The 23,113-nt window shown below is 62.4% G+C and carries 21 protein-coding genes; 13 read left to right on the forward strand and 8 right to left on the reverse strand.

Going from position 1 to position 23,113, the window contains the following annotated elements; all coding sequences use genetic code 11:
- Window positions 1-43: 43 nt before the first annotated feature.
- Window positions 44-1,114, reverse strand: a complete 1,071-nt coding sequence (locus tag LB571_RS25550) for a GGDEF domain-containing protein (protein WP_224599001.1) — start codon at window positions 1,112-1,114, stop codon at window positions 44-46.
- A 397-nt stretch (window positions 1,115-1,511) separates the two neighbouring features.
- Here LB571_RS25550 and LB571_RS25555 point away from each other — a divergent pair, with 397 nt between their 5' ends.
- The 3 genes from LB571_RS25555 (at window position 1,512) to LB571_RS25565 (ending at window position 2,994) form a co-directional block, all read left to right on the forward strand.
- The gene (locus LB571_RS25555) at window positions 1,512-1,928 is read left to right on the forward strand and encodes a GFA family protein (RefSeq protein WP_140873718.1); all 417 of its coding nucleotides are present in this window, start codon (window positions 1,512-1,514) and stop codon (window positions 1,926-1,928) included.
- A gap of 78 nt (window positions 1,929-2,006) precedes the next feature.
- Window positions 2,007-2,366: a diacylglycerol kinase gene (locus tag LB571_RS25560; protein WP_015317648.1), complete on the forward strand. Its 360-nt coding sequence runs from the start codon at window positions 2,007-2,009 to the stop codon at window positions 2,364-2,366.
- A gap of 40 nt (window positions 2,367-2,406) precedes the next feature.
- On the forward strand, window positions 2,407-2,994 hold the full coding sequence (locus LB571_RS25565; RefSeq protein ID WP_224599004.1) for a hemerythrin domain-containing protein: 588 nt from the start codon (window positions 2,407-2,409) through the stop codon (window positions 2,992-2,994).
- A 3-nt stretch (window positions 2,995-2,997) separates the two neighbouring features.
- On the opposite strand, the gene LB571_RS25570 is transcribed toward LB571_RS25565, so the two are convergent.
- Together LB571_RS25570 and LB571_RS25575 are read right to left on the reverse strand one after the other, a co-directional pair.
- Window positions 2,998-3,585, reverse strand: coding sequence for a DedA family protein (locus LB571_RS25570; RefSeq protein WP_140793166.1), 588 nt, complete (start codon window positions 3,583-3,585; stop codon window positions 2,998-3,000).
- The gene (locus LB571_RS25575; RefSeq protein WP_015317651.1) at window positions 3,582-4,142 is read right to left on the reverse strand and encodes a DUF1003 domain-containing protein; all 561 of its coding nucleotides are present in this window, start codon (window positions 4,140-4,142) and stop codon (window positions 3,582-3,584) included. Before LB571_RS25575 ends, LB571_RS25570 begins: the two co-directional genes overlap by 4 nt.
- Window positions 4,143-4,333: 191 nt before the next feature.
- Between LB571_RS25575 and LB571_RS25580 the strand changes: the two genes are divergently transcribed.
- The 6 genes from LB571_RS25580 (at window position 4,334) to LB571_RS25605 (ending at window position 12,380) form a co-directional block, all read left to right on the forward strand.
- Window positions 4,334-5,050, forward strand: a complete 717-nt coding sequence (locus tag LB571_RS25580; RefSeq protein WP_140873724.1) for a DNA-3-methyladenine glycosylase I — start codon at window positions 4,334-4,336, stop codon at window positions 5,048-5,050.
- Window positions 5,051-5,113: 63 nt separating this feature from the next.
- Window positions 5,114-6,790, forward strand: a complete 1,677-nt coding sequence (locus LB571_RS25585; protein WP_224599007.1) for an NAD+ synthase — start codon at window positions 5,114-5,116, stop codon at window positions 6,788-6,790.
- 56 nt (window positions 6,791-6,846) lie between these two features.
- The gene (locus LB571_RS25590; protein WP_015317654.1) at window positions 6,847-7,263 is read left to right on the forward strand and encodes a GNAT family N-acetyltransferase; all 417 of its coding nucleotides are present in this window, start codon (window positions 6,847-6,849) and stop codon (window positions 7,261-7,263) included.
- Between the two features lie 386 nt (window positions 7,264-7,649).
- Window positions 7,650-9,455 carry an ABC transporter ATP-binding protein gene (locus LB571_RS25595; RefSeq protein WP_224599010.1) on the forward strand — a complete coding sequence of 602 codons (1,806 nt, stop codon included), beginning with the start codon at window positions 7,650-7,652 and terminating at the stop codon, window positions 9,453-9,455.
- Window positions 9,456-9,461: 6 nt separating this feature from the next.
- Window positions 9,462-10,829, forward strand: a complete 1,368-nt coding sequence (locus tag LB571_RS25600) for a hypothetical protein (RefSeq protein ID WP_224599013.1) — start codon at window positions 9,462-9,464, stop codon at window positions 10,827-10,829.
- Window positions 10,830-11,006: 177 nt separating this feature from the next.
- The gene (locus tag LB571_RS25605) at window positions 11,007-12,380 is read left to right on the forward strand and encodes a glutamate--tRNA ligase (protein ID WP_224599015.1); all 1,374 of its coding nucleotides are present in this window, start codon (window positions 11,007-11,009) and stop codon (window positions 12,378-12,380) included.
- Here the strand turns inward: LB571_RS25605 and LB571_RS25610 are convergent.
- The 4 genes from LB571_RS25610 to LB571_RS25625 all read right to left on the reverse strand — a co-directional run bounded on the left by LB571_RS25610 (window position 12,298) and on the right by LB571_RS25625 (window position 17,788).
- The gene (locus LB571_RS25610) at window positions 12,298-13,497 is read right to left on the reverse strand and encodes a DUF2865 domain-containing protein (protein WP_224599017.1); all 1,200 of its coding nucleotides are present in this window, start codon (window positions 13,495-13,497) and stop codon (window positions 12,298-12,300) included. The genes LB571_RS25605 and LB571_RS25610 overlap by 83 nt on opposite strands.
- Window positions 13,498-13,638: 141 nt before the next feature.
- A complete protein-coding gene (locus LB571_RS25615) occupies window positions 13,639-14,316 on the reverse strand; it encodes an outer membrane protein (RefSeq protein ID WP_224599020.1) in 678 nt (225 codons plus the stop codon).
- A 192-nt stretch (window positions 14,317-14,508) separates the two neighbouring features.
- Window positions 14,509-16,833, reverse strand: coding sequence for an NADP-dependent malic enzyme (locus tag LB571_RS25620; RefSeq protein WP_015317660.1), 2,325 nt, complete (start codon window positions 16,831-16,833; stop codon window positions 14,509-14,511).
- Between the two features lie 175 nt (window positions 16,834-17,008).
- Entirely contained in the window at window positions 17,009-17,788 is a 780-nt protein-coding gene (locus tag LB571_RS25625) for an SDR family oxidoreductase (protein WP_140664287.1), read from the reverse strand.
- A gap of 153 nt (window positions 17,789-17,941) precedes the next feature.
- Here LB571_RS25625 and LB571_RS25630 point away from each other — a divergent pair, with 153 nt between their 5' ends.
- Together LB571_RS25630 and LB571_RS25635 are read left to right on the forward strand one after the other, a co-directional pair.
- Window positions 17,942-18,724 carry a UDP-2,3-diacylglucosamine diphosphatase gene (locus tag LB571_RS25630; RefSeq protein WP_411961389.1) on the forward strand — a complete coding sequence of 261 codons (783 nt, stop codon included), beginning with the start codon at window positions 17,942-17,944 and terminating at the stop codon, window positions 18,722-18,724.
- Window positions 18,725-18,853: 129 nt separating this feature from the next.
- Entirely contained in the window at window positions 18,854-20,068 is a 1,215-nt protein-coding gene (locus tag LB571_RS25635) for an MFS transporter (protein WP_224599042.1), read from the forward strand.
- Here the strand turns inward: LB571_RS25635 and dgcA are convergent.
- Window positions 20,039-21,022, reverse strand: a complete 984-nt coding sequence (dgcA, locus tag LB571_RS25640; RefSeq protein ID WP_224599045.1) for an N-acetyl-D-Glu racemase DgcA — start codon at window positions 21,020-21,022, stop codon at window positions 20,039-20,041. The two genes, LB571_RS25635 and dgcA, sit on opposite strands and share 30 nt — an antisense overlap.
- Window positions 21,023-21,099: 77 nt before the next feature.
- Here dgcA and LB571_RS25645 point away from each other — a divergent pair, with 77 nt between their 5' ends.
- Together LB571_RS25645 and LB571_RS25650 are read left to right on the forward strand one after the other, a co-directional pair.
- Entirely contained in the window at window positions 21,100-22,287 is a 1,188-nt protein-coding gene (locus LB571_RS25645) for an ABC transporter permease (RefSeq protein ID WP_015317665.1), read from the forward strand.
- A 4-nt stretch (window positions 22,288-22,291) separates the two neighbouring features.
- On the forward strand, window positions 22,292-23,101 hold the full coding sequence (locus LB571_RS25650; protein WP_224599048.1) for an ABC transporter ATP-binding protein: 810 nt from the start codon (window positions 22,292-22,294) through the stop codon (window positions 23,099-23,101).
- Window positions 23,102-23,113 lie beyond the last annotated feature (12 nt).

Raw genomic sequence — 23,113 nt, forward strand, 5'->3', positions numbered from 1 at the left:
TGTGCTTCCGACCGTGTCGGCGCAACCGGCAAAAGCGAAAGCCTCAGTCTTTCTTGTAAAGCAGCCAGCTTTTGCTGGCGCGCCCTGCCATGGCTGAATGCCTGGTGACGCGGTTGCGCCCGCTGACCTTGGAGCGGTAGAGCGCCCGATCCGCCTTGGTGTAGAGGTCTTCGGGGCCTTCGGCCTCTGATGCCATGCAGATGCCCATCGATACCGTCACGGTGCCGTAATTCATGCCGGTCTGGCTGCTGGTGAACGGCGTCTGCTCGATCAGGGCGCGAATGCGTTCCGCGATCTCGTAGGTTGCGTCCTCGCTGGCGCCCTCGATGATCAGCGCGAACTCCTCGCCGCCGGTTCGGGCGACGAACATGTCGCCGCGGATGCTGGTCTGGAAAATCTCGGCGATGATCTGGATGATCTTGTCGCCGACAGGATGGCCATAGCGGTCATTAATGTCCTTGAACCGGTCGATGTCGACAAGGACAAGGGCATTGAACAGAATACCCTTGTTGCTGTTGTAGATCCTGGTGATTTCCTTGTCGAAAGCGCGACGATTCCAGATCTGGGTCAACGGATCCGTATCGGCCAGCCGCTTGTATTCCTCGAGCTTCGACTTGACGCTCTCAAGCTCCGCCGTCTTGTCGCTGAGCGTCGAGGCGATCTGCCGGCCGTGGTCGATCGTCGAATTGGTTGCGATCGTCATTGCGTTGGCGATCTTTTGCAGAAGATCCTGGGAGAGAAGGCTGCGGTTGCTCAGGCCACTGGATGTCTCGTCGAGGACCCTGCCGTATTTTTCGATATGGCTGCGCTCGCTGCGCAGGAGCGACGCGACCTCCTCAAGCTCCTTGGCGATGACGTCCCGGGCATGCTCGATGATGCCGGGGCCATGATTATGGGCAAAGAAAGCGCGCCCGATCTGATCCAGCTCATCCTGCGTCGGCCGGCTGCTCAGCGACAGGACGGCAAGACCGAGCTCGCGGTTGGTGCCGCTCAGGGCCTCATAGAAGATCTCGTAGTTGCGCGGCAGGCCGAGCACGCCAAGCTGGCGCATGGTGGCCACGACGGTGCTTGCGATCTCAGTGTTTCGTTCGGTCAGGGTGGCCGCCGGCTGCATGGTTGTTCGCTCTTCCCTTGGGAACGCGCCTGAACTTGGCGCATATCCATCATCGCTGACGCGGGGACGCCACCCATTCGAAGCCGACACACGAAAAGGCGCGTCCCCACACGCGACCTTCGATGGAGATCACCATAGATGCAGTAGCGCTAAAGTTTCCTTAATCGGCAGAACTCACGCCTTTTCGCTACATCAGGCTGCATGCGTCCAACCAGACTATCAACCTCCAGGCAGCGCTGATTGGCGGCGTTGCATGCAAATTCGCGTACCGATCTGGCTGAGCGAAACTGAACTTCGGATTTTCCACAACAACAGATGTCGCAATTGCTTACGCATGACGGCCGCAAAGCTGGAATGCTGGTGCCTTCGTCAGACTACAGTTTAGGGGAGAAACCCAGTGCGGGAGAGTCACCAGGGATCATGCCTGTGCGGAGCGGTCCGCTTCCGGACAAGTGGGGCACTGCGTGGCGTCGTCTACTGCCATTGTTCGCAATGCCGCAAACAAAGCGGGCATTTCTATGCCGCGACCAATGTTGCCGATACCGACATCGTGATCGAAGGCGCCGAAAGCATCACCTGGTATGAAGCGTCCGGCTTCGCCAGGCGCGGCTTTTGCAAGACATGCGGGTCGCTGCTGTTCTGGAAGGCAATGGACCAAGACCATATCTCGGTCATGGCGGGATCGTTCGACAAGCCGACTGCGCTCGAGGGCGAATGTCATATCTTCGTCGGCGACAAGGGCGACTATTATTCGATCGACGATGGGCTGCCGCAGTTTGAAAAGTCGACACCGGCTATACCGGTGGCCGAATGAAATTTGGACGATCCGCCTTATTCCATTGATCGGGGCATTGCTTTATCCCGGGCCGGTGATTCCGAGAGGGGCCTTGGCATGCAGCGGCTGATCGATGCTTTTATCAATTCGGTGCGGGCATTTCGCAAGCTTGCGGTTAGCGAGAAGGCTTTCCAGCAGGAACTGATGCTGCTGGTGCTGGCCTTGCCCGCTGGCTGGTTCGTATCGGTGTCTTGGCGCGGTTACGCGCTGCTGATCGGCGCGGTGCTCCTCTTGATCATGGTCGAAGTGCTGAACACCGGCATCGAGGCGGCGTGCGACGCAATTTCTCGTGAATTCCATATCGATATCCAGCTCGCCAAGGATTGCGGCTCGCTGGCGGTGCTGATTTCTGTGGTGATTGCCGGCGGCGTCTGGGGCATCGCTCTCATCGAGCGCATAACGGGGGTGCCGATCTGAAGCTTTGATGCCTATATGACGGTCACCAAAGGAGACCGTCATGGCAGAGGTCACGAATTCATCGCTTCTCGAACGCCTGGGCCTGCCGGACGACCTGCGCTGGCTGGCCGACAAATATCCCCGCGAAAACTGGCAGGCTCACGCCAACATTCACGGCATGGCCAATATGTGGCTGCAGCGGCACGACATGTTCCGCGAACTCGGCGGCATGCTCACCGGCGGCATTGGCAACTATCGCGAAGGCAGACTGACGGCCCCCGATTTCGCGCGCTGGTTCGCGCCGCGCCTCAACCATTTTCTCGGGCATCTCGACGGCCACCACAATGTCGAGGGTTACCAGTATTTCCCGGCCTCCACCAAGGCGGAGCCCCGTCTGAAGCGCGGTTTCGAGATTCTCGATGCCGACCACCACACCATCCATGTAGGATTGGAGCGCAACGCCGAGGCGGCGAACGCGTTCATCCGTACACTTCAGGAGAGTGAGGACAAGCAGCGCTTCGCCGCCGATGCCTATGCCGACGAAAACAACCGTCTGATCGCGATGCTGACCCGGCATCTGGCCGATGAGGAGGACCTGATCATCCCGCTCATCCTCGATCGGGGGGACCAGGCGCTCGGCATCGACTGACGGTCAAAACTCCTTGTCGCGCTCCCGCTTGGCGACATGGCGGGCGACAAACCAGGCAAGCACGGCCACGGCAAGGCCGATGCCGAGCCCGACGAACAGCCGCTCGTGCTGGATCACCGCCTGGCCAATCAACTGCTCGGCTCCCAATCCGAAGACATAGCCGATCGTGCTGAACAGGACCGCCCAGATGACCGAGGAAATGGCGTTGAGGATGACGAAGCGCGGTGCCGCTATGGTCGAAAGGCCGGCCGCGATGCCGCCGACCAGGCGCATGCCGTAGACATAGCGGTTCGACAGCACGAAGATGTTGGGATGAGTGTTGAGCAGACGGTAGGCGCGGCGAAAGCCGGACCGCCGGCGCAGCCTGACGACATGGCGATTATCGGCGAAACTCCTGCCGAGGATGAAGAAAAAGGTGTCGCCAGCGAAGGCACCCAGCGCTGCCGCGACAAAGGCATGCCACAGCACGAAAACATGCTGGTGGGCGAAGAAGCCTCCCAGGATCGCGGCACTTTCGCCTTCGGCCACGCAGCCGAGAAAAACCGCCAGCAACCCGTATTGCTCGATGAAATGGTGGATCGCTTCGGTCATGAGGCCGACTGCTGTGACAGTCTTTCGTCGATCCGCTTGACCAGTTCGGCCAGCCGCACGATTTCGTCGCGCATGCCGATGATCTGGCTGTGGCGCAGTTCGTCCAGCTTCTCATGCAGCGCCATGATCTCGATCTCGGCCTTCAGATTGACCTCGTAATCATGGGCGGCATCGATGCGGTCGCGTTCGGTCTGGCGGTTCTGCGCCATCATGATCACCGGCGCCTGCAATGCGGCGACCATCGACAGGACGAGGTTGAGGAAGATGAAGGGGTAGGGGTCGAATGCATCGCGCGACAACAGCCAGACATTGGCTGATGTCCACACGATCAGGAAGGCGATGAAGGTCAGGATGAACGACCAGGAGCCGCCGATGCGGGCGATCGTATCGGCAAGGCGGTCGCCAAAAGTCTGGTGGAAAGCGACGGCCTTGTTGGTGTCCCTGGTGATGGTGGTACGCTCGATGGTGCTTTGCAGCACCCGGTTTTCCAACTGGCTCAGCCCATCCGGCTTCCGCTTCAGCCAACGGTTCGCCAGGTCGTCGATGGTCTTGTTCATGGCCGTCTCCAAGCGCTTTGCTGCGCTAAAGCGCGTCGCGTCGAAGCGGATTGAGGCGACGCGCTTTAGGTTTTTGCTTTTATGCATGTCGTCTTCCCAAAACCGAGGTCACTTTTGGGCGACATGCATTAGAGGTAGAGGCTGCCGGCCCGGGCGGGAAGTGCTAGATTGAGGCGAACCGAGGGGGACCGATGGCCGACTTCAAGAAAATTCGCGTTCGCGCGGCAAATCGCAAGGGCGGCGAGGCGGAACTGACCTCGCTGTTGGGTCCGATACCCGACAATGCGGCGGTGGCCGACATTGCCGACGCCCGCATCCTTTCGACCATGGCCGAGCGCGTCTTCGCCGCCGGTTTCGTCTGGCGCGTCATCGAGCAGAAATGGCCCGGTTTCGAGGAAGCGTTCCTGCGCTTCGAGCCGAAGCGGCTTTTGTTCCAGCCCGACGATTTCTGGCACGATCTGGCCTCGGACCAGCGCATCGTGCGCAATCCGCAGAAGATCAGGTCCGTTCGCGACAACGCCGCCTTCGTCGAGCGCGTGTCCCGGGAACATGGCGGCTTCGGCAATTTTCTCGCCGAATGGCCCGCCGATGACCAGGTCGGGCTGATGGCCTATCTCGGCAAGCATGGCAGCCGGCTCGGCGGCAACACCGGCCAGTATTTCTTGCGCTGGCTGGGCTGGGATGCTTTCGTCATTTCGGCCGACATGGCGGCAGCCCTTCGCGACGCGGGCCTCGACATCGCGGACAACCCGACATCGAAGAAGGACCTCGACAAGATCCAGGTCCAGATCAACCGATGGGCCGACGAGACAGGGCTGCCGCGCCGGCATCTCTCGCGCATCCTGGCCATGTCGATCGGCGAAAACCACTCTCCGCAATCGCTGCGCGCGTCTATGGGCGACGATTGACGGGCTGAATTGGTCCAAACGAACGCCATTGCGAGGTGAATTCCGCCGCGCTAAGTCAGCAGCATGACCAAGAAGCTCGACATACTGCGTATCGCCATCGCCCAGCTCAACCCGACCGTCGGCGACGTCGCCGGCAACCTCGCCAAGGCGCGCGAGGCGAGGGCGGATGCCGCCCGCCAGGGCGCCGATCTCGTGCTCTATACCGAGCTTTTCCTCGCCGGCTATCCGCCGGAGGATCTGGTGCTCAAGCCGGCCTTCCTCAAGGCATGCGAGCGGGCAGCACAGGATTTTGCCGCGGACACCGCCGATGGCGGTCCCGGCGTCATCATCGGCACGCCGCTGAAGCGCAAGAGCGGCACGCATAATTCCATCGTCTTCGCCGATGGCGGCAAGATCATCGCCGAACGCTACAAGCTCGACCTGCCCAATTACGGCGAATTCGACGAGAAGCGCGTCTTCCAGGCCGGGCCCGAGATCCAGGGACCGGTCAACTTCCGCGGCGTGCGCATCGGCATACCGATCTGCGAGGACATCTGGGGCGACGTCGCGGTCTGCGAGACGCTGGCCGAAAGCGGCGCGGAAATCCTGCTGGTGCCGAACGGGTCGCCCTATTATCGCGCCAAGATCGACGTTCGCCACCAGGTCGTGATCAAGCAAGTCATCGAATGCGGCCTGCCGATGATCTATGCCAACCAGCTCGGCGGCCAGGACGAGCTGATCTTCGACGGCGCCTCGTTCGCTATCGGGGCGGACAAGACGCTCGCCTTCCAGATGAGTCAGTTCGAGGATGCGGTGGACGTCACCACCTGGAAACGTACCGATGATGGCTGGGTCTGTTCGGAAGGACCGATGTCGAAAATCCCGGACAAGGAGGAGGCCGACTACCTCGCCTGCATGCTCGGCCTGCGCGATTACGTCAACAAGAACGGCTTCAAGAATGTGGTGCTTGGCCTTTCCGGCGGCATCGACTCCGCGATCTGTGCCGCATTGGCCGTCGATGCGCTGGGCGAGGAACGGCTGCGTGCCGTCATGATGCCTTATCGCTACACTTCGAAGGATTCCCTCAAGGACGCCGAGGACTGCGCCCGCGCCCTCGGCTGCCGCTATGACATCGTCCCGATCTTCGAGCCCGTCGAAGGCTTTTTGCATGCGCTGACGCAATTGTTCGAAGGCACCAAGGAAGGCATCACCGAGGAGAATTTGCAGAGCCGCGCGCGCGGCACCATCTTGATGGCAATCTCCAACAAATTCGGCTCGATGGTCGTCACTACGGGCAACAAGAGCGAGATGTCGGTCGGTTACGCCACCCTCTACGGCGACATGAATGGCGGCTTCAATCCGATCAAGGACCTTTACAAGATGCAGGTCTACGCGCTCTCGCGCTGGCGCAACAGCCATGTGCCGCCGGGTGCGCTCGGGCCTTCGGGCGAGGTGATCCCGAAGAACATCATCGACAAGGCGCCATCGGCCGAATTGCGCGAGAACCAGACCGACCAGGATTCGCTGCCGCCCTATCCGGTGCTGGACGACATCCTCGAATGCCTGGTCGAGAACGAGATGGGCGTCGACGACATCGTCTCGCGCGGCCATGACCGGGCGACGGTGGCGCGCATCGAACACCTGCTCTACATCGCCGAGTACAAGCGCAGGCAGGCGGCACCGGGTGTGAAGATCACCAGGAAGAATTTTGGCCGCGACCGCCGCTATCCCATCACCAATCGTTTCAGGGATCGTGGCTGAAGCGCAGTTCGTCTGCTGGGCGAAAATACGCGGCATGGCGGGATAGGGATACCAGCATGCCTGACTGTGAAATCAGCTTCGACCTCTCACGGATCGACTTTCGTGCGACCTCCGACCTGTTGATGGAAAGCTACTGGGGAGCTGGACGCAGCGACGAGTTCCATCGCCGGGCCTTTGCCAACTCGTTCTGCGCCGCCGCCTACATCGCTGGCAAACAGGTCGGTTTCGGCAGGGCGATCACCGACCGCACGGTATTCGCCTATCTCGCGGATATCATCGTCTGGCCCGTGCATCGCGGGCAGGGCGTCGGCTTGCGGCTGGTGCGGGCACTCATCGACCATCCTGAACTCAGCACCGTCTCGCATTGGAGCCTGTCGACCAGCGACGCGCATGGGGTCTATGAAAAGCTGGGTTTCAAGGCATCGATGGATGGGCGATACATGCGCCTCGATCGTGCGCCGCATGCCGGGTGAACGACGTGCGACGGCGATAGGCGGGGATAGCGACTGTTGCAAAATCGCCTCATCGGCTGGGCCAGAGATGCTTTTGGCCATGGCTTGCCTTGGCGCGCAATCGAAGCACCCCTATAAGAGCCTTTCCGCGATTCCCTTCAGGGAGGACCGAATGCCAGGATTTGACATCGTTATGCGAGGCCGCGAGGCCTAGGTCTGCGCCGGTGTTCCGAAGTATCGGAACCATACCGGGCGTAGAAAAGGCATTTGCCGCTGCCGGTCGCCGCCCATGGGCAGGCGACCAACCATAGCCGAACCTCCGCATTCATGGGCAATTCGCCCCGGCGCGGTTTTTCAACCTTCGACCTTTATTTGGGATCGGGCTCGTTTTGCGCCCGAATGACATCATGGCTCGTTTCAAGATCGATTTGCGCGCGAGCGCCTTTCGCAGCGTTCTTGGCTTCACACTTACCCATTGGCGGCGTCAGCCTTGGCGGCTCTCGCTCATCATGGGCGGTTTCCTGCTGTCGACGCTGGCCGACGTGCTGACGCCGCTCTACTCCGGTCGGCTGGTCGATGCTGTCGCCAGCAGCGCCGGAGCGGATGCCATTGCCTGGAACGCCGCGATGACGGCATTTTTCTTCTTGATGGCGCTGGCGCTGACTGGCGTCGTGTTGCGCAATCTTGCCTTCATGGGCATCGTGGAGCTGACACTCAAGATGATGGCCGACATCGCGGCCGACGCCTTCCATCGCGTTCAGCGCTTTTCGACCGACTGGCATGCCAACTCGTTTGCCGGCTCGACGGTGCGCAAGGTGACGCGCGGCATGTGGGCGCTCGACCTGCTCAACGACACGATCCTGATCGCGCTGCTGCCGTCGGTGGTCATGCTCGCCGGCTCGACGCTGCTGCTCGGCTGGTTCTGGCCGCTGATGGGCGTGGTCGTCGCGGCCGGCTCCCTGCTGTTCATCACGGTGACGGCCATGTTGTCGCTTGGCTATGTCGCGCCCGCGGCAAGGCTTGCAAACACCTGGGACACGCGCCTCGGCGGCTCGCTGGCCGACGCGGTCAGCTGCAATGCCGTGGTCAAGGGCTTTGGCGCCGAGGCGCGCGAAGAGCGCCGTCTCGCCAGGGTGGTCGCCAAATGGCGCGACCGCACGCGGCGCACCTGGGTGCGCGGCACCATCAACGGCACCACGCAAGGGGCGCTGCTGCTGGTCATGCGGGCCGCCGTGATCGGCCTGGCGCTGATGCTGTGGTCGTGGGGGCAGGCGAGCGCCGGCGATGTCGCTTTCGTGCTGACCTCATTCTTCGTGCTGCAAGGCTATTTGCGCGATATCGGCACGCATATCCGCAATTTGCAGCGTTCGATCAACGACATGGAGGAACTGGTCGATTTCCAATCCGAACCGCTCGGCATCGAAGACAGGCCCGGCGCCGAACCGATTGCCATTACGCAGGGCCAAATCGCCTTCGACAACGTCACCTTTCACTATGGCAATCACCGGTCGCCGCTCTACCGTGACTTTTCGGTGGATATCGCTCCGGGCGAACGTGTCGGGCTCGTCGGTCACTCGGGTTCGGGCAAGACCACATTCGTCAAGCTCATCCAGCGGCTCTATGACGTGAATGCGGGAAAGATCGTGATCGATGGCCAGGATATCTCGCAGGTCGCCCAGGCGTCGCTGCGCGGCCAGATCGCCATCGTTCAGCAGGAACCGATCCTGTTCCATCGGTCGCTGGCCGAAAACATCGCCTATGCCAGGCCAAGCGCGACGCAGGGGGAGATCGAGCATGCCGCCAGGCTGGCGAGCGCGCACGACTTCATCACCAGCCTGCCGAAGGGCTATGGCACGCTGGTCGGCGAACGTGGCGTGAAACTGTCGGGCGGCGAGCGCCAGCGCGTGGCGATCGCCCGCGCTTTCCTGGCCGACGCGCGGATCCTGATCCTGGACGAGGCGACGTCGAGCCTCGATTCGGAATCGGAGGTGCTCATCCAGCAGGCGATGGAACGGCTGATGGTCGGCCGCACGACACTGGTCATCGCGCATCGGCTTTCGACGGTGCGGGCGCTCGACAGGCTGCTGGTCTTCGATCGCGGCAAGATCGTCGAGGAAGGCTCGCATGACGAGTTGATCCGGCTGAAGGGCGGCATCTACCGCCGCCTGTTCGAGCGCCAGGCGCTGGAACTTACCAAGGGCCTCGTGATGTGATCCGAGGTGGCCTCCGGCTCCTGCCGGGGGCCACCTCTATCGGTTGCCATAAGCCGGCGAGCCATATGGCGCTCGCAATCGCAGCGCGAAGCCAAAGTCCCGAGTGCGGGACGTCTGTTTACGTTACCGGCCGAGATTCGTTGTTTCCACTTTTGGTTGCTGTACTCTGTAAAAGCAACCTACTCGGTGTTTACGATGCATCTCGTTTCCGCAAATGCCGGCGCGCAAAAGGTGACGGCCCCGTCGGTGCTGGACTCCCAGCACGGCTCGGTTCGGCCACTCGCCGCCGAAGATCTCGAGCGCGTCGCGGCACTCTTCCTGACGAAGTTTCGCCGCCGCCGGCGTCACCTCCTCGATCGCGCTATCGAGGAGACGGCCGAATACATGAGAAAGATCTATCTTGACCCCGCCGGCCAGCCCGGTGCGAGCGCTCTTGTCCAGATCAACCGGCAGGGGGATCTGGGCGGGTTCCTCGGCGTCCTGAAAGCCCGTTACGAGTTCAACGGCGCTGGATTGAATGCGGCGATCATCGGTCCGTTCATGGCCGACACTGGCGCCGACGATGGCTCGGCAGGACCGCAATTGCTGCGCGCCTTGCACCAAGGCGAATTCGATCTGCAACTGACGGATTCGGCCAACCGGGTCTCCCTGGCCTTCGCGCGACCGATGAAATACCAGCTCCTGCCGGTCCATTGCCTGGGATGGACCTGCATCTTCCGGCCAGCCGCGATGGCCGCCGCCGCGCTGCACCGTAAATGGCCCGGCCTGCCTCGCTTGGCACTCGATCCCTGTGCGAGAGCATTCGACGCTGTCGCGAAGCGAAGGTTCGGATCGCCTTTCCAGGCTTCATCGTCGCTCCGGGTCCATGCCGAGCCGATCAATGCCGCGCAGTTTGCCGAGCGGTTGCCGACCCTTCTCTCCGATTACGCTCTTCGGCCGAGTTGGAAGGACGGCGAACTGCCGCGGCTGCTCGCGCTGGCGGCCGAGAAGCGGGCCGACGGACCACTTCATTTCGGCGGGACTTACGATGAGACAGGCAAAATGCTCGGTTGCTATGCCTTTTACGGCCGGGTCGGAGACATGGCGGTCCTGCTGCAAATCCAGGCTTCCGGACACCACTGGGGCGCGACGCTGGACGGCCTCGTCGCGGCAGCGCGGGATATGGGCTGCGCAGGCATCACCGGGCAGACCCAGGACAAGTTCATGCCTCACCTCTTCGGCTACAGGAATGTCTTCTTCCGCTATGCCGGCGGAACGATGGTCCGCTCGCGAATCGCCGAGGTCACGCAAGCGGTCCGCTCCGGCGACATCGCTATCGGCGGCTTGATGGGCGACCGCTGGACCCGCCTGAGTTCAGACGACTTCGGCCGCTGATCGTCGTCAACCACCTGTTCGTCGGCTCCGCTGGCCGCTTGCCCTCTCACGGCGGGGTCTTGCGCCAGCTGAGGCGTGCCGGCCCGGTCTTTTCATTCCAGCCGCCATGTTCTATGTCTGCGGCACGGCGCGGGGGCGCATCTTGTCAATCATAAAGGCATCCGGTACGCCCCGCTCATGACAGTTACCGTTCGTTTCGCCCCGTCACCGACCGGCCGCATCCATATCGGCAATGCGCGCACCGCTCTGTTCAACTGGCTGTTTGCCCTCAACAACAAGGGCCGCTTCATCCAGCGCTTCGACGACACCGACATCGCCCGCTCGAAGCAGGAATTCGCCGACGCCATCCTTTACGACCTGCACTGGCTGGGCATTTTCCCGGATGCCACCGAGTATCAGTCGCGGCGCTTCGAAATCTATGACGCGGCGGTGGAGCGGCTGAAGGCGGCGGGCGTTCTTTACGCCTGCTACGAAACGCCGGAAGAACTCGATCTCAGGCGCAAGGTGCGCCGCACGCGGGGCCTGCCGCCGGTCTATGGCCGCGAGGCATTGGCGCTGACGACAGAGCAGGTGGCCGAATATCAGGCCGATGGACGCCGGCCCCACTGGCGTTTCCTGCTGCCCAATTTCTCCGGCGATCCGCTGCAGCCGGAGCGCACCGAGATCCGCTGGGACGATTTGGTGCGTGGCGAGGAGATGGTGGATCTGGCCTCGCTGTCCGATCCGGTGCTGGTGCGTGAGGACGGCACCTATCTCTACACGCTGCCCTCCGTCGTCGACGACATGGAGATGGGTGTCAGCCATGTCATCCGCGGCGACGATCATGTCACGAACACCGGCGTGCAAATCGCCCTGTTCAAGGCGCTGGGTGCCGAGCCGCCCGTCTTCGGCCACCACAATCTCCTGACCACCGTCTCGGGCGAGGGGCTGTCGAAGCGCACCGGCGCACTTTCCATCGAGAGCCTGCGCGAAGACGGCATCGAGCCGATGGCCGTCGCTTCGCTGGCCGTACTGGTCGGCACGTCGGAAAATGTCGCGGCCGCGCATGACCTGACCGAACTCGCCGGCCATTTCGACCCGGCCGCGACCTCGAAATCGTCGTCCAAGTTCGATCCGGCCGAACTGTTCGTGCTCAACCGGGTGCTGCTGCATCACATGCCGTTCGACGAGGCGCGGGACCGGCTGATGGTGCTGGGTATTTCCGGCGAACACGCCGAACCATTCTGGCTGGCGGTGCGCGGCAATCTCGACCGACTAGCCGATGCGGTTGCCTGGTGGCGCGTCCTGCGCGAAGGGCCGCGGGAGAAGCCCGACTTTTCCGACGACGACCGCGATTTTCTGCACCAGGCGCTCGATCTCCTGCCTGAGGAGCCGTGGAACGGGACGGTCTGGAAGGATTGGACCGGCAAGATCAGGGAAGCGACCGGCCGCAAGGGCAAGGCGCTGTTCATGCCGCTCAGGCTTGCCCTTACTGGACTGCCTTCGGGGCCGGAGCTTGCAGATCTATTGCCCCTGATGGGTCGGGAAGGAACGTTGGCCCGACGACCCTGACCTTGCGCTGGTCCGGAGGCACGGCAGAAACCGGCGATGTCACAGGCTTGGCCGAGAGGCGCTTGATGGCCTCACGGTCGAGCCCGCCGTCCCTGTTGGCCAGGGTCTCCGGGTCGGCACCCGGATCGGGCTTTAAGGCCGGCACCGGAACGAGCGGTGCCGCTTCCGGTTCGGGCTGTGACTGTTGGGGGCTTGGCGAGTTGCCGCCAATGATCTGGAAATTCTGCGCGGCGTTGCAGCCGCACGCGGGCGGCCGCGACATGTCGGGCTGCTTGTAGAGATAGGCGGTCGGCAATTCGCCGTAGGGCCTGCCGGTGACCGATGACATCATCGATGCCGAATCATCGTCCATGCCGCGCGAATAGAAGACCTGCATCTCGGTGCCGGGGCAGGCTGATTCGCAATTCTTCTGGTCGCGCTCGAAATCGCCGGCCGAGGCGGCATTCGACATGGGGAAGAAATAGCCGTCGCAAGTGCGCACGCAACTGGTGTGGAATTCGCCGCCGCTGCTCGTAACGTCCGGACTGCCGGGCTGGTTCAGAACGCGGCCGACATCGCGTTCCTCGCCGGAATTGTCAGGCTGGTCCAATGTATCGATCTGGCGGTCGTCGCCGCCGAAAAGCTGGTCGAAGAGATTGGCATTGCCTCCATCTTCACGATTCGCTTCCTGCGGAGGCGCGCGGCGGGGGGACACCGCATCGTCACGACAGTCATTGGCATCGAGCGCCGCCAGGATATGGCCCCGGTCGCGGCGTGAACGGCCGCCGGCGAGTTGGGCGCGCTTGGCCTGCAGACTGTCGAGATTGGCGCTCATGCGCTCGATGGTGGCGTTGAGCCCAGCGCATCGATTGATGTTGCGGGAAAACAGTGAAAACCCGCAACCGGCATTGTCCGCCTGGCTGCGGGCCTTGGAGATCTGTTCGCGCTGCCGGTCGATGGCCGCATCGTATTTGCGGATCATTGCCGGACCGCCGCCGCCACGCGAAGCCGCGGCGAGCTCGGCCTCCAGTTGACGGCAGACCCGCGAAGCGGCCTGCGGCTCGCTGACCACCGTGCCGGACAGCAGAAGGCCAAGCAGCACGGCAGCATGCGCCTGCTTCAAACCTCCGCTCGCCATCCGCCTCGATCCCGCTTGCCTGTGGTCGCCAAGGCTACCCCGTTCGCGGTTAATCGTCCATTTCGGAAGTTGCTTATTTGCCGGCTGAAAAGCCGCGCGCATTCTATGTGCCAATCAGTCCGGCAATGGCAGGGTGGGCCGTCAGAACTTGTAGTTCATCCCGATCCTGACCGTACTGAACGTGTTGTCGAAAGTCGTATTGGAGTTGGGCGCGTAATTGATCGTCTGATCCCGCAGGTCGACATATCGGTATTCGGCATTTGCCGACCAATGATCGGTGATTGCCTGCTCCAGCCCTGCGCCAATCGTCCAGCCAATTTTGGTGTTCTTTTCGGAATAGCTGTCGGCGGGGCCATCGAGATACCGGTTCTCGACACCTCCGATAGCGAGGCCGCCGGTCCCGTAGACAAGGGTGCTGCCGAACGCATAGCCTGCCCTGGCGCTGATCGATCCGAACCAATCCACCTTGGTGTCGTAGACATCGCCTCCGCCGACATTGACCTCGTCGGAATGCCCCTTGATGTCTGCGCCCGAAATATCGGCCTCGATCCCCAGAACCGCGGAATTGACCTGGTAATCGTAGCCGATCTGGACACCGCCCAGAAAGCCGTCGATGTCGTAGTCCTGCGTGCCCCGGATCGCTGGCGTGTTTGGCACGTTGTAAGTCGCGTCGGTGCTGCCAAAACCATAGCCAAGATGCCCGCCGACATACACGCCGGACCAGTCATGCGCGGCCGACTCCAGCCCGACGGCGTCGGCGGCGAACGCCTGTCCGCCAATCACAGTCAGCATTGCCGAAGCGAGCAACAGGGCTCTCATGACATTTTCACCGCCCGATCAGACGGTGTGACCATATCAAATTGACCCGGTCCGAGAAATCCGCATTCGTCCGATGCCGGATTACTCGGTTAAGAGTTGTCGGTTCGCAACACTCGATCCCGCCAATGCGGTCCGTGGCGCGTCGCCACCACACCTCAATCGGGGCCGGATCAATCCGATCGCGACGCCGGTTCAGTCCAGATTGGCGATCGCCTGGGCCTTATGCGCGGCTTCGACCACCGCCAGCGCCGTCATGTTGACCACACCGCGCGAGGTCACCGAGGGAGTCAATATGTGCGCCGGCTTGTCGGTGCCGAGCAGGATGGGGCCGACATGCAAGGCATCCATCATGGCCCGCAGCGCCGTCAGCGTGATGTTGGCCGAATCGAGGTTCGGGAACACCAGGAGATTGGCTTCGCCCTTCAGGCGCGAATGCGGATAGACGCGCTGGCGCAGATGCTCCGACAAAGCGGAATCGGCGTGCATTTCGCCGTCGCATTGCAGCTCCGGCGCGATGCGCGCCAGGATCGCCGCGGCCTGACGCATCTTCAGGGCGCTCGGCGAATCGCGCGAGCCGAAATCCGAATGCGACAAGAGCGCCGCCTTCGGCTCGATGCCGAAACGCTGGATTTCTTCCGCCGCCAGCACGGTCATCTCGGCGATCTCGTCGGCCGTCGGGTCGACGGAGACGTGGGTGTCGGTGAGGAAGATGATGCCGCGTTGCGAGATCAGCATGGATAGCGTCGACAGGTCTCGGTCCTTGATGCCGGTGCGCGGCCCAATGATCAGCGTCACATTGCGCAGATGCCGCTCGAAACGGCCTTCGAGGCCGCAGACCATGGCGTCGGCATCGCCGCGCTTCAGCGCAAGTGCGGCGATCACCGTGTTGTCGGTGCGCACCATGGTGCGTGCGGCCTCCGTCGTCACGCCGCGGCGGCCGGCGAGTTCGATCAGGAGGTCGACATAGTGGCGGTAGCGCGGATCGTCCTCCGGGTTGATCAGGCCGAAATCGACCCCGGGCTTGATACGCAGGCCATAGCGCTTCAGCCTGACCTCGATGACGTGCGGCCGGCCGATCAGGATCGGCTCGGCGATGCCTTCCTCAAGCACAACCTGGGCGGCACGTAGTACGCGCTCGTCCTCGCCGTCGGCGTAGATGACGCGCTTGGCGCTGGAGGCCTTGGCGGAGGAGAATACCGGCTTCATCACCAGGCCGGAGCGGAAGACGAAGCGGTTAAGCTTGTCGATATAGGCGGCGAAGTCAGTGATCGGCCGTGTCGCCACACCGGTGTCGCAGGCTGCCTTGGCCACCGCCGGCGCAATACGCAGGATGAGGCGCGGATCGAAGGGCGAGGGGATCAGGAATTCGGGGCCAAAGACCGGCGTCTCGCTGGAATAGGCACGTGCGGCGACATCGGAAGGCTCTTCGCGGGCAAGGGCGGCGATGGCCCGCACCGCCGCCATCTTCATCTCCTCGTTGATGGCGCTGGCGCCGCAGTCGAGCGCACCCCTGAAGATGTAGGGGAAGCAAAGCACGTTGTTGACCTGATTGGGAAAATCGGACCGTCCGGTGCAGATCATGGCGTCTGGACGGGCCGCGCGCGCCACTTCCGGCATGATCTCCGGATTGGGATTGGCCAGCGCCAGGATCAGCGGCTTCGGTGCCATGTGTTGCAGCAGTTCCGGCTTCAGCACGCCGGCGGCGGAGAGACCGAGGAAAACATCGGCGCCCGTTATGACGTCGGCCAGGGTGCGCGCGTCGGTGTCCTTCACATAAGGGTCTTTCCAACGGTCCATCTCGTCGACACGGCCCTTGTAAGCGACGCCGAACCGGTCGGTGACCCAGATGTTTTCGACGCGCACGCCGAGGGAAACGAGAAGATTGAGACAGGCTAGTGCGGCAGCACCCGCGCCGGAGGTGACGACCTTGATGTCCGAAATGGTCTTGCCGGCGAATTCCAGCCCGTTGAGCACGGCAGCGGCAACGATGATGGCGGTCCCGTGCTGATCGTCATGGAACACCGGTATGCTCATGCGAGCCTTCAGGCGTTCCTCGACCTCGAAACACTCCGGCGCCTTGATGTCCTCGAGGTTGATGCCGCCGAAGGTCGGCTCCAGAGCGGCGACGGTTTCGACCATGCGCTCGATTTCCGGCGCGTCGATCTCGATGTCGAAGACGTCGATGCCGGCGAACTTCTTGAACAGGACCGCCTTGCCCTCCATCACCGGCTTGGAGGCGAGCGGGCCGATATTGCCGAGGCCGAGCACGGCCGAGCCGTTCGATACGACACCGACGAGGTTGGCGCGCGCCGTGTAGTCGGCGGCGGTTGCCGGATTGTCGCGGATCTCAAGACAAGGCGCCGCCACGCCGGGCGAATAAGCGAGCGCCAGGTCGCGCTGGTTGCCGAGCGGCTTGGTCGCCTGGATCTCGAGCTTTCCCGGCGTCGGGTGCTTGTGGAAATAGAGCGCGGCTTCGTCGAGGTCCGAACGTGCCGTTTTCTTGTTCTCGCCTTCCATGCGGCCGCTCCTCGAAACCTGCTTCGGGAGTCCTTTTAGCATGAGGCCAAGGTTTTTCGCGACGCTAATTGACGCGCCGGCATCTTTAAACGCCAGCGCATCGAAAATCTCTAGATGTCAGACACTTACGGCTGTTACATGCCGGATGTTTCGCGCCGCTTTGCCGACATTTCGGTCAGAAAGCGCTGACGTAGAGACCGCCATCGACGGGTATATTCTGCCCGGTCAGATAGCCGGCATGGACCGAGCAGAGGAAGGCGCAGATCTGGCCGAATTCCTCCGGCGTGCCGAGCCGTTTGGCCGGCACGTCGGCACTGATGCGGGTCTTGCGCGCCGCGGCCGCCTTGGGATCCTCTGGCGTGCCAGCCTCATGCGGGCCGCGCAGTCGGTCAGTGTCGAGCTTGCCGGGCAAGAGACTGTTGATGGTCACGTTGCGCTCGATCACCGTGCGCGCCACGCCGGCGAGAAACGAGGTCAGGCCGGCGCGCGCGCCCGATGACAGGTCGAGGCCGGGTATGGGGACGTAGACCGATAGCGAGGTGATGTTGACGATGCGCCCGAAGCCGCGCGCAGCCATGCCGTCAATGACCGCCTGCACCAGTTCGATCGGCGTCACCATGTTCTGGGTCACGCCTTCGAGGATTTTTCCGCGATCGAGTTCGCGGAAATCGCGCAATGGCGGTCCGCCATTGTTGTTGACGAGGATGTCGGGTTCCGGACAGGCGGCGAGCAGCGCTTTCTGTATCTCCGGCTTAGAAACGTCGCCGACCACTTCCGTCACCGTCACGCCATGGCGCTGGCGCAGTTCCGCGGCGGTTTTCGCGACCAGCTCCGCATTGCGCCCATTGACGACGATGTCGCAGCCCGCCTCGGCCAGCGCCATGGCGCAGCCACGGCCAAGCCCCTTGCTCGAAGCGCAGACGATGGCCTTCTTTCCGCGGATACCGAGATCCATGACGATTTTCTCCTTTGATTTGCCCGGCAGGCTAGCGCCAGCGCTGGACCAATCGCAACCGTCATACGGTTGTTGCATGAATCGGGGCATAGGCTGCTCGAAAGCAAGGGTGAATCCGCGATGTCAGGCCAAGAGCCCCGCACTTTCCGCAGCATGTTCATTTCCGATGTCCATCTGGGCTCGAAGGCGGCGAAGGCCGATTTCCTGATCGACTTCCTGCGCCACCACGATGCCGACATCATCTATCTGGTCGGCGATATCGTCGACGGCTGGCGCCTGAGGCGCAGCTGGCATTGGCCGCAAAGCCACAATGACGTCGTGCAGAAACTGCTGCGCAAGGCGCGCAAGGGCGCCTCGATCACCTATATCGCCGGCAATCACGACGAATTCGCCCGCCAGTTCCAGGGCGTGCATTTCGGCGGCATCGTCGTTGCCGACCGCGCCATCCATGAAACCGCCGATGGCCGGCGGCTGCTGGTCATCCATGGCGACCAGTTCGACACTGTAGTCCACAACCAGCGTTGGCTCGCTTATCTCGGCGACCATGCCTATGACGCCGCCATGCAAGTCAACCGGGTGATCACGCGGTTGCGCCAGCTGCTCGGCCTGCCTTACTGGTCGTTTTCGTCCTGGGCCAAGGTCAAGGTCAAGAAGGCGGTGAACTTCATCGGCTCGTTCCAGACAGTGCTCAGCGAGGAAGCGCGACGCTCGCATGTCGACGGCGTCATCTGCGGGCATATCCACCATGCCGCCATCGAAAGCTATGGGGACGTACAATATATCAACACCGGCGACTGGGTGGAGAGCTGCACCGCCGTGGTCGAGCATTTCGACGGCCGCATGGAAATCCTGACCTGGGCGCATGTATTGCCTGAAGCGTTTGACGAGCCCTTCATCCCGCTGCTGATCGAGGACAGGGTGGTGCAGGCGGCCTGAGGCGAAGCCGGCCCTGCAATTTCTGGTGTTAATCGACTGGTCCAGCCGGTTTCGTCCGGTTTTTGCTCATGTTAAGGATCGGCTTGCGCTGCTCGCCGGTCGTTGAGCGCAGCGTCATTGGATCGATTCATGCCGCTGCCACCGCTTTTGCCCGAACAACTCGTGAAGCCGAGCCGTTTTGAACTGCGCATGAGCCTGATCTTCGGCACGTTGTTCATATCGCTTGGCACCCATTTGCCCTATTTCCCGCTTTGGTTGCAGGCCAAGGGGTTTCGTGCCGAGCAGATCGCCGTCATCCTGGCGGCGCCGATGTTCCTGCGCGTCGTAACGACGCCGCTGCTGACCACACTTGCGGATCGAGCCAGGGACCGCGCCGATGTCTATGTCGTGCTCGTCGCCGCATCGCTGCTGCTGTCCGCGGGATACTTCCTGAACCCGACATACGCGACGGTGCTGGCGGTGTCGCTGGTGCTGACCATCGTCTGGACGCCACATTCGCCGATCGCCGATTCGCTGGCGCTCTCGGGCGTGCGCCGCTTCGGGGCCAATTATGCGAGCATGCGCAAATGGGGGTCGATCTGTTATCTCCTGGCCAATGTCGCGGGCGGTTTCATCCTGGCGGCCAGCGGCCCTGGAGCCGTCCCGGTGATCATATTCCTTGCCCTTGGCGCGGCACTCATCGCAGGCCTGCTGGCACCGCGCATGGGACGGCCGCGAAAGGCCTCGCCGCTGTCGGCAGTGGAAATCCAGCATGCGGCGCCAAGCCTGTTCAACGCTTATTTCCTCTCCTTCACCCTTGGCGTCGGCATCATTACAGCCAGCCACGCCTTCCTCTACGGTTTCGTTTCCATCTATTGGAAATCGATCGGCATCAGCGATTCCGTTGTCGGCCTGCTGTGGGCGTGGGGCGTGGTGTCGGAAGTCTGCATGTTTTTGTTTTTCAATCGCATTTTCGCCTCCGTGTCTGTCGTCAAGGTGATGGTGATTGCCGGCGTCGGCTCCGTTGTGCGCTGGATCATCTTTCCACTGATATGGCCGCTCGGCCTCGGCATCGCCGGCTTCTTTGCCGTGCAGTCGCTGCATTCGGTGTCTGTCGCAATGGTGCTGATCGGCCTGCAGAAAATGATCGGCGAGACCGTCTCCGAAGAGCGCACGGGTGCCGCGCAAGGCATCGCCTATTTCTTCAACGGCTTCTTCATGGCCGCTGTTACGCTTGTTTCCGGCCCGCTCTATGACCGTCTCGGTGTCGATGGATTCCTGGCGATGATCCCGATCGCGATCGTCGGCCTTATGCTGATCGGGTTTGCCGCGCGCTCAGCCCCACAGAGCCCGGTCCGGGGGTGAGACGAACGATCCCTGGTAAACGAGACCCGGCACACGATCCCGGGCAAGCAGCAGCGGGCCGTCGAGGTCGACGAAATCCGCTCCTTGCGCTAGCAGCACCGCCGGCGCCATTGCCAGCGACGTGCCGACCATGCAGCCGACCATGATGCCAAAACCCAGCTCACGGGCGCGGTCGCGCAAGGTGAGCGCCGCCGTCAGTCCGCCGGACTTGTCGAGCTTGATGTTGACGGCGTCGTAGAGGCCGACAAGCGCCTCGAGGTTCCCTGCTTCATGGACGCTCTCGTCAGCGCAGATCGGCACCGGATGGGCTATGTGGCGCAGGATGCCGTCATGGCCCGCCGGCAGCGGCTGTTCGATCAGCGCGATGTCTTGCTTCGCGGCAAAAGCGAGATTCGCGACGATGTTGTCGTCGGTCCAGCCTTCATTCGCATCGAGGATCAATCGGCTCCCGGGCGCCGCCTGCCTCACCGCCTGGATGCGGGCGGCGTCGTTGTCGCCGCCGACCTTGACCTTCAGCAGCGGCCTGCCGGCATTGGCGCGAGCCTGCGCAGCCATCACCTCTGGTTCGCCGAGCGACAGCGTGTAGGCGGTTTCGAGCTGATGCAAAGGGGCCGACCAGATTGCGTTCGCCACCGGATTGCCGCTGATCTTGGCTTCAAGGTCCCACAGGGCACAGTCTACAGCGTTACGCGCCGCTCCGGCAGGCATTGCGTCGAGCAGGGCGGCACGGTCCATCCCGCCGGCGATCCGGTCGCGCATCGCCGCGATCGCGCCGCTCACACCGTCCATGGTCTCGCCATAGCGCTTGTAGGGAACGCATTCGCCGCGACCGACATGGCCGTTGTCGCTGATCGTGCAGGTGATGACCTCGGCCTCTGTCTTGGAGCCGCGCGAAATGGTGAAGGTCCCGGCGATGGGAAAACGTTCGGCCTCGACCGAAATGACACGCGCCATATTTTTCTGCTCCGGCTATGCGAGAAGGGTTGTCGGCAAATCGACAAGGTCGGACCCATCAGGCTAAACAGGACGCCATGTTGACCATCGGCAAACGCGACGCAAGCGGCACGACCGCCTCGGGGGCCGACCACGACCCGCGCGTCGCGGTCGGCGAGGAGGATGGGGTCCTCGGCTGTGCGTTCTCCGGGATCTGGACGACGCGGACGGTGGCGCTGATTGACGCCGAGATGCGCAAGATCGAGAAACGAAGCGGTTTCAAGATGTTGGCGCTCGATCTTTCGAAAATCGAGAAGATCGACACCGCCGGCGCTTGGCTGATCGACCGGCTGGTGAGCGTTTTCGAGAAGAAGAACGTCGAGGTAAGGCTGCAAGGCCAAAGTGACGTCGCTTCCATCCTGCTCGAAGCGGTGAGCGAGGCCGTCCGGCGCGAACCCGAAGCCGGACCGGCGGGACCGCCCAACATTGTCATTCGGGCATTGGAGGCGGTGGGCCGGCGCGTCTACGAGATGCGCGACGATTTCCTCGCCTCGATGAACATATTGGGCGCCACCATCCGCGGCGCGCAGATGAAGCTCGGCCGTGGCCATGCCGTGAATCCGGCGGCGATCTTCAACCAGATCGATCGCATGGGCGTCGGCGCTATCCCCGTGGTGGTGCTGATGTCGGCGATCGTCGGCGCCATCGTCGCCCAGCAGGGTGCCTATCAGCTGAGCTATTTCGGCGCCGACATCTTCGTCGTCGACCTAGTCGGCGTGCTGATCCTGCGCGAACTCGGCGTGCTGATGACGGCAATCATGATCGCCGGCCGCTCCGGCAGCGCGATCACCGCCGAAATCGGCTCGATGAAGATGCGCGAGGAGGTCGACGCGCTGAAGGTCATCGGCCTCAATCCGATCGGCGTCCTGGTTTTTCCACGTCTGGTTGCCCTGGTGATCGCCTTGCCCTGCCTGACGATCATTGCCAATTTCGCCGCGCTCGGCGGCGGCATTGTCGCGGCCTGGCTCTACTCCGATATCCCCCCCGCTGCCTTCATCGACCGGTTGCGTGTCGCAATCGATCTCAGCACGATTTTCGCCGGGCTGATCAAGGCGCCGTTCATGGCCATGATTATCGGCACGATCGCTTCAGTCGAGGGCATGAAGGTCGGCGGCAGTGCCGAATCGCTCGGGCAGCACGTGACCGCTTCGGTGGTGAAGTCGATCTTCGTCGTCATCATTCTCGACGGACTTTTCGCTATGTTCTACGCAGCGATCCAGTTCTAGTAACATGGCAAAGGGAAACGGAATCACGACTGAGGCGCCGGACGAGAGCGAAATCGTGCTTTCGGTGCACGACGTGACCGTTGCCATCGACGACAAGCTGATCCTCGACAAACTGTCGCTCGACATCAAGCGCGGCGAGATACTGGGGTTCGTCGGTGCCTCGGGCGCCGGCAAGTCCGTGCTGTTGCGAACCATTCTCGGACTGATGCCTAAGCAGTCGGGAACAATCAAACTGTTTGGCGTCGACGTCGACAGGGCAAGCGACCTCGAGCGGCTGCGCATCGACATGCGTCTTGGCGTTCTGTTCCAGCATGGGGCGCTGTTTTCGGCGCTGACCGTGATGGAGAACGTGCAGGTGCCGATGCGCGAATATCTCGATCTGCCAAGAAAGCTGATGGACGAACTGGCACTGCTGAAAATCGAGCTGGTCGGACTGCCGCCGGATGCGGCGCAGAAGTTTCCCTCCGAACTCTCCGGGGGCATGATCAAGCGTGCGGCACTTGCCCGCGCCCTGGCGCTCGACCCCGACATCGTTTTTCTCGACGAGCCGACGTCAGGTCTCGATCCGATCAGCGCGGCGGAGTTCGACGAACTGGTCGTCAAGCTGCGCGACACCATGGACCTGACCGTCTACATGGTGACCCACGATCTCGACACGCTGTTTACCGCCTGCGACCACGTGGCGGTGCTCGGCAAGAAAAAGGTGCTGGTCGAAGGCACGATCGACGACATGCTGAAGAGCGAGGAGCCGTGGGTAAAATCCTATTTCCGCGGAAAACGCGCACGGCAACTTGATCTTGCCGCACGTGCATAGCCATAAGTGAAG

Origin of the sequence: Mesorhizobium sp. BR1-1-4, assembly GCF_020165375.1 — a bacterium.
GTDB classification, from domain to species: Bacteria; Pseudomonadota; Alphaproteobacteria; order Rhizobiales; family Rhizobiaceae; genus Mesorhizobium; species Mesorhizobium australicum.

Coding starts and splice junctions, on each gene's coding strand:
- LB571_RS25550 (WP_224599001.1), bottom strand. CDS start 1,114: ATGCAGCCGGCGGCCACCCTGACCGAACGAAACACTGAGATCGCAAGC.
- LB571_RS25560 (WP_015317648.1), top strand. CDS start 2,007: ATGCAGCGGCTGATCGATGCTTTTATCAATTCGGTGCGGGCATTTCGC.
- LB571_RS25565 (WP_224599004.1), top strand. CDS start 2,407: ATGGCAGAGGTCACGAATTCATCGCTTCTCGAACGCCTGGGCCTGCCG.
- LB571_RS25570 (WP_140793166.1), bottom strand. CDS start 3,585: ATGACCGAAGCGATCCACCATTTCATCGAGCAATACGGGTTGCTGGCG.
- LB571_RS25575 (WP_015317651.1), bottom strand. CDS start 4,142: ATGAACAAGACCATCGACGACCTGGCGAACCGTTGGCTGAAGCGGAAG.
- LB571_RS25580 (WP_140873724.1), top strand. CDS start 4,334: ATGGCCGACTTCAAGAAAATTCGCGTTCGCGCGGCAAATCGCAAGGGC.
- LB571_RS25585 (WP_224599007.1), top strand. CDS start 5,114: ATGACCAAGAAGCTCGACATACTGCGTATCGCCATCGCCCAGCTCAAC.
- LB571_RS25590 (WP_015317654.1), top strand. CDS start 6,847: ATGCCTGACTGTGAAATCAGCTTCGACCTCTCACGGATCGACTTTCGT.
- LB571_RS25595 (WP_224599010.1), top strand. CDS start 7,650: ATGGCTCGTTTCAAGATCGATTTGCGCGCGAGCGCCTTTCGCAGCGTT.
- LB571_RS25605 (WP_224599015.1), top strand. CDS start 11,007: ATGACAGTTACCGTTCGTTTCGCCCCGTCACCGACCGGCCGCATCCAT.
- LB571_RS25610 (WP_224599017.1), bottom strand. CDS start 13,497: ATGGCGAGCGGAGGTTTGAAGCAGGCGCATGCTGCCGTGCTGCTTGGC.
- LB571_RS25615 (WP_224599020.1), bottom strand. CDS start 14,316: ATGAGAGCCCTGTTGCTCGCTTCGGCAATGCTGACTGTGATTGGCGGA.
- LB571_RS25620 (WP_015317660.1), bottom strand. CDS start 16,833: ATGGAAGGCGAGAACAAGAAAACGGCACGTTCGGACCTCGACGAAGCC.
- LB571_RS25625 (WP_140664287.1), bottom strand. CDS start 17,788: ATGGATCTCGGTATCCGCGGAAAGAAGGCCATCGTCTGCGCTTCGAGC.
- LB571_RS25630 (WP_411961389.1), top strand. CDS start 17,942: ATGTTCATTTCCGATGTCCATCTGGGCTCGAAGGCGGCGAAGGCCGAT.
- LB571_RS25635 (WP_224599042.1), top strand. CDS start 18,854: ATGCCGCTGCCACCGCTTTTGCCCGAACAACTCGTGAAGCCGAGCCGT.
- dgcA (WP_224599045.1), bottom strand. CDS start 21,022: ATGGCGCGTGTCATTTCGGTCGAGGCCGAACGTTTTCCCATCGCCGGG.
- LB571_RS25645 (WP_015317665.1), top strand. CDS start 21,100: ATGTTGACCATCGGCAAACGCGACGCAAGCGGCACGACCGCCTCGGGG.
- LB571_RS25650 (WP_224599048.1), top strand. CDS start 22,292: ATGGCAAAGGGAAACGGAATCACGACTGAGGCGCCGGACGAGAGCGAA.